This is a genomic window from uncultured Christiangramia sp., from assembly GCF_913046405.1.
In the GTDB taxonomy this organism is placed as follows: Bacteria; Bacteroidota; Bacteroidia; order Flavobacteriales; family Flavobacteriaceae; genus Christiangramia; species Christiangramia marina.
Genome location: NZ_CAJWRQ010000105.1, coordinates 1 through 10041, shown reverse-complemented (window position 1 = coordinate 10041; position 10041 = coordinate 1). Strand labels below are relative to the sequence as shown.

General features: G+C 38.3%; 7 protein-coding genes and 1 rRNA gene. 6 read left to right on the top strand and 2 right to left on the bottom strand.

Annotation, left to right across the window (positions count from 1 at the left end; all coding sequences use genetic code 11):
• Positions 1 to 159 precede the first annotated feature (159 nt).
• Entirely contained in the window at positions 160 to 729 is a 570-nt protein-coding gene (locus QZ620_RS12120) for a S8 family serine peptidase (protein ID WP_366935469.1), read from the top strand.
• 530 nt (positions 730 to 1259) lie between these two features.
• Positions 1260 to 3488, top strand: coding sequence for an NADP-dependent isocitrate dehydrogenase (locus QZ620_RS12115; protein WP_295182012.1), 2229 nt, complete (start codon positions 1260 to 1262; stop codon positions 3486 to 3488).
• A gap of 51 nt (positions 3489 to 3539) precedes the next feature.
• Here the strand turns inward: QZ620_RS12115 and QZ620_RS12110 are convergent, their stop codons facing one another.
• Positions 3540 to 4154 (bottom strand): DEAD/DEAH box helicase, encoded by a 615-nt coding sequence (locus QZ620_RS12110; RefSeq protein ID WP_295182009.1) that lies wholly within the window; start codon positions 4152 to 4154, stop codon positions 3540 to 3542.
• Between the two features lie 175 nt (positions 4155 to 4329).
• On the opposite strand from QZ620_RS12110, the gene QZ620_RS12105 reads away from it, so the two are divergent.
• The 4 genes from QZ620_RS12105 to QZ620_RS12090 all read left to right on the top strand — a co-directional run bounded on the left by QZ620_RS12105 (position 4330) and on the right by QZ620_RS12090 (position 9008).
• Positions 4330 to 5556 carry a multidrug effflux MFS transporter gene (locus QZ620_RS12105; protein ID WP_295182007.1) on the top strand — a complete coding sequence of 409 codons (1227 nt, stop codon included), beginning with the start codon at positions 4330 to 4332 and terminating at the stop codon, positions 5554 to 5556.
• A gap of 91 nt (positions 5557 to 5647) precedes the next feature.
• Positions 5648 to 7966: a TonB-dependent receptor gene (locus QZ620_RS12100; RefSeq protein ID WP_295182004.1), complete on the top strand. Its 2319-nt coding sequence runs from the start codon at positions 5648 to 5650 to the stop codon at positions 7964 to 7966.
• Positions 7967 to 7968: 2 nt separating this feature from the next.
• A complete protein-coding gene (locus tag QZ620_RS12095; RefSeq protein ID WP_295182001.1) occupies positions 7969 to 8778 on the top strand; it encodes a DUF4249 domain-containing protein in 810 nt (269 codons plus the stop codon).
• Positions 8775 to 9008 carry a DUF6095 family protein gene (locus QZ620_RS12090; protein WP_366935467.1) on the top strand — a complete coding sequence of 78 codons (234 nt, stop codon included), beginning with the start codon at positions 8775 to 8777 and terminating at the stop codon, positions 9006 to 9008. The genes QZ620_RS12095 and QZ620_RS12090 overlap by 4 nt, the downstream gene beginning before the upstream one ends.
• A gap of 688 nt (positions 9009 to 9696) precedes the next feature.
• On the opposite strand, the gene rrf is transcribed toward QZ620_RS12090, so the two are convergent.
• Positions 9697 to 9806: ribosomal RNA gene (rrf, locus tag QZ620_RS12085) — 5S ribosomal RNA — on the bottom strand.
• Positions 9807 to 10041: the final 235 nt, after the last annotated feature.

Sequence of the window (10041 nt, the reverse complement as noted above, 5' to 3'; positions counted from 1 at the left end):
CTATTTTATCCAGCATCAATTTTTCATCTTTCCATACTTGACTGGCTCTGATTTTTTTACGGTGCAGTGTGATTATATCGTCTGGCTTGTATATTCTAGGGTCTGCATGGTGATAAATCCCATTATGCTCAATTATCTTGTTAGGTTTGATTAGAATATCTGCCTGATGGTAACGATTATCATATTCCTGCAGTATACATTCGTGACATTATCGCTGCACAACAAAGAGCGGTTAATTATGCAGTTTCTAAAGGAACTACGGTTATCGCTTCAGCAGGAAATGATTCGCAGAATTATGATGGACTTAGTTCTTATATCAAATTACCTGGTGGTTTAAACAACGTAGTAACTGTGAGCGCTACTGCACCTCAAGCTTACTATCCAGGTCTTCCAGATCAAAACTTTGATATTCCTTCCAGCTATACCACTCATGGTAGATCTTTAGTTGATGTTGCTGCTCCGGGCGGGGATTTTGATGGACCTAGTTATGGTCTTGATGGAATCTTAAGTGCAGGTAATAACAATGGTTTCTATTTTAGCTCTGGTACTAGTATGGCTGCTCCACATGTTTCTGGTGTTGCTGCTTTGATTATTGCGAAGAATGGAAAAATGTCACCAAAAGAAGTTCAGAGACAACTTGAAAATTCTGCTGATAAGGTTGATGGTAATGGAAAAAGTGAATTTCTGGGACAGGGAAGAATTAACGCTCTTCGCGCTGTAACTGAATAATAGATTTCAATAATTCAAAAAAGCCCCGGTTCTTCCGGGGCTTTTTTTGTTTAAATCATTTACTATCAAAAAGTTAAAGTCTTTTCAGAATAGGATAATATTACTTAACTTTAAGTAAGAGATTTAGAATGACAAAAGGATTTTTAGATCTTGAAGGAAGTAAAGAGTTTTTTTATTTCTAGAGTTTGAAATTTTCTATATAACATTAGTGTTTTGGACATCAAAACCAGTTTGAAAGATTTCTTATTCGGTCATATTTTCTTTTAGAATTTATGATTTTCTGGAAGCAGTGATGATTCGATTGAGTTTTAGCTTAGTTTAAATATGGATCAATCACAGTTTCTGAAGCCATTTCATTTTAGTTATAAGATGAAATGGCTTTTTTTATGCTCTAAATTAAGATCTCTTAACAGCGCATCATCTACTGACTTCTAGGAAAAAAGAGTGAAAATCTGTATATTGCGCGTATGACGATACCCTGGAATGTTCCAGGGTTTTCTTTGAACTTATTGCAATCAAAAACAAAATAAATGTCTCAGAAAGAAAAAATTATTTATACCAAAACTGATGAAGCTCCAATGTTGGCGACTTACTCTTTCCTGCCAATCGTTGAAGCATTCACCAAAGCAGCAGGCGTAAGTCTCGAAACCCGTGATATCTCACTTGCAGGTAGAATACTATCTCAATTTCCAGATTATCTAAAAGATGATCAAAAAGTAGCAGATGACCTCGCAGAACTTGGTGAACTGGCAAAACAACCGGAGGCAAATATTATCAAGCTTCCAAATATTAGTGCTTCAGTTCCTCAATTGAAAAATGCCATCTCTGAATTACAATCGAAAGGTTTTGCTATTCCGGACTATCCAGATGAAGCTATCAATGACGAAGAAAAAGATATTAAAGCCAGATACGATAAAGTTAAAGGTAGTGCCGTAAATCCGGTGCTTAGAGAGGGAAATTCTGACAGACGTGCTCCTAAAGCCGTTAAGAATTTCGCTAAAAAGAATCCGCACCGAATGGGAGAATGGAGTTCAGATTCTAAAACTCACGTTTCTACTATGAGTGAAGGTGACTTCAGAGCGAACGAACGTTCTGTTACCTTATCGAAGGATGATACGCTTAAAATCGAATTTACTTCAGAAGATGGATCAGTTAAAACTCTAAAAGAAGGATTAAAAGTTCTGGATGGTGAGGTGATCGATGCTACGAAAATGAGCAAGAAGGCACTTTTAAAGTTTCTTCGTGAGCAGGTAAAAGATGCGCAGGATAAAGGTGTGCTTTTCTCTCTGCACATGAAAGCTACTATGATGAAAGTATCTGACCCTATTATTTTTGGTCATGCTGTAAAAGTATTCTTTGAAGATGTATTCGATAAATATGGAGCTGAACTTGAAAAAGCTGGTGCAGATGTTACCAGTGGTTTAGGAGATGTTCTTCAGGCCGTTGAAAGTCTTCCGAAAGGCAAACAGGACGAGATCAATTCTGCTATTGCTAAAGATCTTAAGGATGGTCCGGATATCGCCATGGTAAATTCAGATGAAGGAATCACCAATCTTCACGTTCCTAGTGATGTGATCATTGATGCTTCTATGCCAGCGATGATTAGAACAAGTGGCCAGATGTGGAACAAAGAAGGTAAGACTCAGGACACAAAGGCTGTGATCCCTGACAGTTCTTATGCTGGTTTATACCAGGCTACTATAGACTTCTGTAAGGAGCATGGAGCTTTTGATCCTACAACGATGGGAACTGTTCCTAATGTCGGATTAATGGCTCAGAAAGCTGAAGAGTATGGATCTCACGACAAAACTTTCGAGATATCAGGTAACGGTTCTGTAAAAGTTATCAATTCAGCTGGAGAAACTATTCTTGAACATGATGTTGAAGAAGGTGATATCTGGAGAATGTGTCAGGTGAAAGATGCGCCGATTCAGGACTGGATCAAGCTTGCTATTTCAAGGGCTAAAGCTACAGGAATGCCTGCAGTTTTCTGGTTAGATGAAAATAGAGCTCATGATGCTGAACTTATCAAGAAAGTAAAGAAATATCTTCCAAACCACGATACTGATGGTTTAGAGATCAAAATCATGGCTCCTACTGAGGCTACTAAATATACACTTGAGAGAGTAAAAGATGGTAAGGATACTATCTCGGTTACTGGAAATGTACTTAGAGATTATCTAACCGACCTCTTCCCTATTCTGGAACTTGGAACCAGTGCGAAGATGCTTTCTATTGTTCCTTTGATGAATGGAGGTGGACTTTTCGAAACCGGTGCTGGTGGATCTGCTCCAAAGCATGTTCAGCAATTTGTAAAAGAAGGTCACCTGCGTTGGGATTCTCTCGGAGAATTTCTTGCGCTTGCGGTTTCTCTGGAACATCTTGGTGAGAAATATAATAATTCGAAAGCTCTTACTCTTGCTGAAGCATTAGATGATGCGACAGAGAGATTCCTTAATGAAGGTAGATCTCCATCACGTAAGGTAAATGAGCTGGATAACCGTGGAAGTCACTTCTACCTGGCGTTATACTGGGCTGAAGCACTTTCTACGCAAACAAGCAATAAGGATTTGAACGTTTACTTCGGAAGAGTGGCAGATATGCTTAAAGAGAATAAGGATCAAATCCTTAAAGATCTTATCGATGCCCAGGGAAAACCTGTAGACATAGGAGGTTACTACGAACCGAATGAGGAAATGACTAAAAAAGCCATGCGTCCTAGTAACAAATTGAATGAAATTCTGGCGACTGAAGTATAAGTAACCAGTTTATAATTTATATCAAAGCCTCGTCATGGACGGGGCTTTTTTTTATTTCATTTTGATGATCTGAGCACGGTCCATAAATTGTTCCTGCAACCGCTCCATTTTCGGTTCCATCGTTTCTCCGAAAACAAGATATTGGCATTTCGATATACTTAGTGGAATTCTGAGAATATGATTTAAATGACCTCCGCGCGAAATAAATTCAGCATCTTCAATGATAAACATTTTGAGCTGACCCAGGTGTATTCCCGTCATAGAAAACAACTTGCTCAACCTTTGAGGAGTGGCGATCACAATATCAACACCGTAATAGATAGCATCTTTTTGATCATCGATATTCTGTTCGTCATAAGCAGAATAAACCCTAAGATCAGTTTCAGATGTAAAATCTTTGAACCTCTCTTCCAGACTCAATGCAGCTTCCTTGTTCTTTACAAAGATCAAAGCTCTGGGAGAATCTTCAAATGCTTCAGCATTTAATTGCTGAATCACACTTATAATAAGTGCTGTTGTTTTACCGCTACCCTTGGGAGCTAGCATGTACAGATCTGCTCCACTTTTAATTTTAGGTAATGCCTTCTTCTGAAAAGCGTTAGCAGATTCCAATCCCATTTCCTGTAAAGTGGATTTAAGAACAGGGTTCAGTTTTTTAAATGACATACTTAAAATTTTGTTAGTTCACGATCAGCCTTAGCTGATGGCAAAGTTCGACATTTTGCTCAAATAGTAGGCCACGAAAGCAAAAAGCTTTAATTGCCTTCAATCAGCTATTTAATCTTTCGTTAAAGCTATTCGGAAATTAGAACAGGCTATTCACTTTGCTGAAATTTGCATAATGCAAAACATTTCAGAAAAGCGAGACAAAAAACAGGAATTTATTATACTTCTTGTTTTGGGAACACTAATCGCTTTAGGCCCTTTCTCTATCGACGCGTACTTACCTGGTTTCGAAAGTATAGCTCAGGATTTTGATACTACAATTAGCCAGATTGGTTTAACACTTACCAGTTACTTTATAGGAATCTCTCTTGGACAATTGGCCTACGGCCCGATTATGGACAAATACGGTAGGAAAAGGCCACTACTTATTGGCCTTGGTATTTATTTCCTCGCCGCATTAAGCTGTATGTATTCACCAGATCTAACCTGGCTCGTTGTATCACGATTCTTTCTAGCACTTGGAGCTGCAGGTGGTATGGTGGCAGCGAAGGCCATTGTTCGTGATGTTTTTCCGGTAAACGAAGTAGCAGGTGCGATTTCTATACTGATGTTGATCATGGGTGGTGCACCAATCATTGCCCCTACAGTTGGAAGCTTTATCATAGATGCTATGGGATGGGAAATGATCTTTCTCTTTTTAGCCATTTTTAGTGTGTTGATGATCTTCAGTGTAACCAAACTTCTACCGGAAAGCAAAACGCCAGACAGGGCAGTTAATCTAAGACCAAAACAGGTCGCAGTTAATTACTTTAAAATACTTACCCATCACAAGTTCTGGAGTTTTTCAATGGCAGGGAGTTTCGCTATTGGAGCTATGTTCGCATATATTTCTGGAGCTCCAAAACTGTTTATGGAAAATTTTGATCTCACTCAGAAGGAATTTGGAATTCTGTTTGGTATCAATGCGGCAGGTCTTATCCTCGGAAGTCAGATCAACCGACTTTTTCTCAAAAAATACACTCCTTTCCAAATCACGATATTTAATAGTGTGATCCTTTTAGTCCTCTCTGTGTTATTTCTTTTGAATACAATAGCAGGATTTGGACTGGTATTCACCGCAATTTTACTATTCCTCATGCTGTTTTTACTGGGTTTTCAGAATCCGAATACTACAGCTTTGTCGTTGGAACCTTTCGAAGCTAAGGCTGGTAGAGCTTCGGCATTGATAGGTAGTTTAAAAATGATTCTGGGTGCATTGACATCTTTCGCTATCAGTCAGTTTCACACTTCAAGTACCTTACCTCTGGCAATCATTCTATTAGTTTGTTTCGCAATAAGTTTCGCACTTCTTTTTAAATTTTCGAATCAGGAGAAAAAAGCATTGAAGTTCAGTGAAGTATAATTTTTGGGTTTCCACGGTATAGCCTATTTTTATTGAAAAATTGAAATTGCGACTTTTAAGTTTTCTACTATTAGTCATCCTACCTTTTAGTGTGTTCTCACAAGAGTATACTTTAAGCGGTAGAGTGATCGACAAAAGCAGTTACGAAACCCTTATTGGGGTCAATCTCATTTTCCCAGATCTTGCAACCGGCGTGGTCACGAATGATTATGGTTATTATTCGATCAAACTTCCAGCTGGTAAGCACCGGGTTATTCTCACCTATATTGGTTACGCAAATGCTGAAGATGAAGTGAACATTTCAGATGATAAGCAACAGAACTTTCAACTTTCAGAAGCTTCGGAAAGTCTGGATGAAGTAGTCATAACAAGCGATATAAAAGCCCTTAATATCAAGAAACCAGAGATGAGTGTCAACCGACTCTCCATTGGTACTATTAAAAAGATCCCGGTAGTGTTCGGAGAAGTAGATGTGGTAAGAAGTCTGTTATTGTTACCTGGTGTCTCCAATGCTGGTGAAGGCTCTTCCGGGTTCAATGTGCGTGGAGGTGCAGTAGACCAGAATCTTATTTTACTCGATGAAGCAACCATTTATAATTCCTCGCATTTATTCGGCTTGTTTTCCGTATTCAATCCAGATGCGATCAAGGATTTAAAATTATATAAAGGCGGAATTCCTGCGGAATATGGTGGCAGGGTTTCCTCGGTTCTGGATATTTATCAGCGTGACGGTAATAGCCGGGAATTTAAAATGCAGGGAGGAATTGGTGCGATTTCGAGCCGTCTTCTAGCTGAAGGTCCTATAGTCAAAGATAAAGGAAGTTTTCTAGTTGGAGCGAGAAGTTCTTATGCCCATTTATTTCTGAAGCTAACCGACAATGATAATTCGGCTTACTTTTATGATCTGAACACCAAATTAAGTTATGAGCTGGACGAAAGCAATAAGCTGCTTTTAAGTGGTTATTTTGGTCGGGATGTTTTCAATATTAGTCAGAATTTTGAGAATACCTACGGGAATGCGGTACTTAACCTGAGATGGAACCATGTATTCTCAGATAATATTTTCACAAATCTCTCTGCTATTTATAGTGATTACTACTACGGACTCAATCTGAACTTTGTTGGATTTAACTGGGATAGTGGCATTAGAAATCTTAATCTCAAGTATGATTTCAACCATTATATTTCAGAGAATTTCGAGCTGAAGTATGGGATGCATAATACTTATTACAAGTTCAATCCCGGGGAAATAGAACCTATCGATGAGACTTCAGGAATAAATTACTTCAAATTGAATGATAAATACGCTCTTGAAAATGCCTTTTACATTTCAGCTGAACATAAATTTTCAGAAAAGCTTTCCGCAGAATATGGATTGAGACTGAGTAACTTTTTCAGATTGGGTCAGAATGAATTTAATACGTACGCCAATGATGAACCAGTTGCATATAATCCCAGAACGAGTATTTATAGCGAAGCCGATATTCTTGAAACCAGAGATGTTTCCCGTGGAGAATCACTTGAAACTTTTACCAATTTAGAACCAAGACTGGCTATTGCCTATAATTTCGCTGAGGACCAGTCTGTAAAAGTTTCATATAACCGGATGGCTCAATATTTACATTTGATATCAAACACCAGCAGTCCCACACCATTAGATGTCTGGACTCCTAGTGGTCCTTATATAAAGCCACAATTACTGGATCAATACGCAATTGGCTACTTCAGGAATTTCAATGATGGGGATTATACTTTGGAAATTGAAAGTTTTTATAAGGATATACAAAACAGAATAGATTACATAGACGGTGCGAACTTAATCGCCAACAATGCTATTGAGCGAGTAGTTCTTAACGGAGAAGCAAGGGCTTACGGGCTCGAGCTGCTTTTGCGCAAGAACGAGGGACGTTTCACTGGATGGCTGGCTTACACCCTATCGAGATCTGAGCAGAGAACACCAGGCAGAAACTCCCAGGAAATAGGAATAAACAATGGCAACTGGTACAAGACGAATTTTGATAAGCCGCATGATGTGACTATTACCGGCAGCTATGATCTAAATGAGAACTGGGATCTTAACGCCAATTTTATTTATCAGACCGGGCTTGCTACTACTTTTCCAAATGCACAGTACGAATATGAAGATGTGAATATTCCCGTTTATGGTGCACGAAATGAGGATAGACTACCTTCTTATCACCGATTGGATCTTTCGGCAACCTATTACCCTAAGAAAAACAAGGGTCGGAAACTACAGAGCTCATGGAATTTTGGAATCTATAACGTGTACAACCGCCAGAATGCTTATTCGATTTCGTTCCGTGAAAACATGGATACGGGGAGAAATGAAGCTGTAAGACTGACACTCTTCGGGATCATCCCATCGGTAACTTATAATTTTAAATTTTAGAAATGAGATTCAATAAATCATTTTTGGCCTTGATTCTATTTCTGGGATTCATCTCCTGCGAAGAAGTCGTAGATATCGACCTGGAGGAGTCTGAACCAAAATTAGTAGTAGAAGCTTCTATTGTCTGGATCAAGGGAACAGATGGCAATCGTCAGGAAATCAGGTTAAGTACAACGAGTCCTTTCTATGAAGAAGAACTACGGCCTGTGGCAACAGCTTCAATAGTGGTTACTTCTGAAAATGGTAGTACATATGAATTTACTCATGAACAGAATGGCATATATATTAATGAAGACTTTCAACCTGTTCTTGATCTGGAATATGAACTAGAATTAATTTATAATGATCAGGTTTATACTGCAACTGAGAGTTTTAAGTCAGTCTCGGGAATAGATTATGTAGAGCAATTAGATGGTGGTGGCTTTGCTGGGGATGAAATTGAGATAAAGGCATTTTATACAGATCCGGCAGATCAAGAGAATTACTACTTATTCAAGTTCACAGATGAGGACGTCTTTCTGGAATTATATGAAGATGAGTTTACAGATGGTAACCAGATCTTCGGATATTTTTCTAATGAAGATATTGAACAGGGTGATGTCATTTCCATACAAATGGAGGGTATAAGCAGAGAATATTATGATTATATGTTTGTATTGAGATCACAAGTTGGCACGAACCAGGGAGGACCTTTTGAAACAATGCCAGCAGTAGTAAGAGGCAATATCGTAAATGAAACAAAAAGGGATAACTTCCCATTTGGTTATTTCAGGCTTTCGGAAGCAGATTCAATAACCTATAGCGTAGAATGATGAAACATACAGATAAAAAGACCTTATCAAAAGGAGTGAAATATCTCGCAGGTTCCTTGCCCCTCGTTATGATTGGACCTTCAGTGTTGTATAATGCTTTTAATAACCAGAATCATCCCTGGTATATTCCTGTCCTGATTTTTGGTATCATCGCAACCTTCGCTGCGATCTTTCTAATGTTTAAGGGTATTATAACCATGGTTAATTCTTTCTTCGGAAAAGGCTCCTAAGTCATATTTCAGTTCCTGGCCGTTGAATTCACTATCTGATTAATTTCATTTGGTAGTAAGAAAAATCAGATCAACCAAACTGAATTAGATTGATATTTTTCGGAATAGAGTATAGTTAAACTATATGATCAGGATCCAGCTCTAGTAAATTAAGCTATTGATATATAAACTATAGTAGAAATTATAGATTCCGTCTTCAAGCACTTCGTTTTGAAACGAGGTCTTCCAGTTCTCATTTGATCATTCTGATCACCTGTAAATTCCTGTTCTGATATTAGCCAATACAGCCTTGCCATTTAGTTACACTTATGATTATCATATATTAATAATAACTACGTCTATGCTAAATTCCGAATGATCCCAGTCCTGGAATCCTCCCGGATAAAAGTTTGTTGCCATATAGTAGTAACTAAAGAAAGGGAATCTTACCGAGGATATAGATGATGATCAATTGTAATATTGAACGCTGGAAGAAGTAAAAATGCGGATTACCAAATGTTAGGTTATTCGCAAATAAGGTAGTAAAGATAGTAACAGACACCAATTATGTTTACTGATTGAAGTCATTAAAGGACTTCGAAAACATCAAGCAACATGGTTTTCGATAGCAATTAGCGCCAAAAGCAATTTCACTCCTTGACATTATGGTATAAAAAAACCCTTCATCGATATGATGAAGGGTTCTAGAAGAAGGCGACGACATACTCTCCCACAATACAGCAGTACCATCTGCGCTAACGGGCTTAACTACTCTGTTCGGGATGGGAAGAGGTGAGCCCCGTTGCTATAGCCACCTTAAAAGGTAAGTTATAAGCTTCGAGCTTAAAACTGTTCTAATTACTTAGATTAGAACTAATATCGTTGACATGATTAAAGAAACAAAAAAGTTACAAGTACCTGTTATACTCTTATAAAATAAGCATTTGGCGGCTCTGAGGTTTTGCGGCCTCAGAGCCATCGCGCATCAAGCTTTACGGATTATTAGTACTACTCGGCTATGACATTACTGCCTTTACACCTATAGCCTATCAAC